The organism is Sphingobium sp. LMA1-1-1.1 (genome assembly GCF_040676365.1).
Taxonomy (GTDB): Bacteria; Pseudomonadota; Alphaproteobacteria; order Sphingomonadales; family Sphingomonadaceae; genus Sphingobium.
This window is the reverse complement of the sequence record NZ_JBEGHS010000044.1, coordinates 1-384: the sequence shown is the minus strand read 5'-3', so window position 1 is coordinate 384 and position 384 is coordinate 1. Positions and strand designations below refer to the sequence as shown.

Sequence of the window (384 nt, the reverse complement as noted above, 5' to 3'; positions counted from 1 at the left end):
TCAAGCGGGGTGCTTCGCAAAATGCGATCATGGCCGTGGATTGGGAGAATCGGGTCGATTTCGACCGGCTTCGCAAATATCGGTTCAAGCGCGTTCAGGACCAGCTGAAGACGTCGAACATGGGCGCGGTGCTGTTGTTCGACATGAACAATATCCGCTATACGACAGCGGCGCATATCGGCAATTGGGCGCGCGACAAATATTTTCGCTGTGCGCTGATCATGCGCGATCGCGAACCGATCATGTGGGACATCGGTTCGGCCGCCAAGCAGCATCAGAAGCATAATCCCTGGATCAGCCCCGAAAATTGGCGCCCGGTGGTATCAAGCTGGCGCGGCTCGATCATGGAAGAGGTTGGCGTTGAGAAGGCGAACGCGAAGCGGA

At 56.8% G+C, this 384-nt stretch carries 1 protein-coding gene; it reads left to right on the top strand.

All coding sequences use genetic code 11. The features are described from left to right. On the top strand, positions 1–384 hold a 384-nt coding region (locus MRBLMA1_RS16735), incomplete at both ends, for a hypothetical protein (RefSeq protein WP_363738262.1).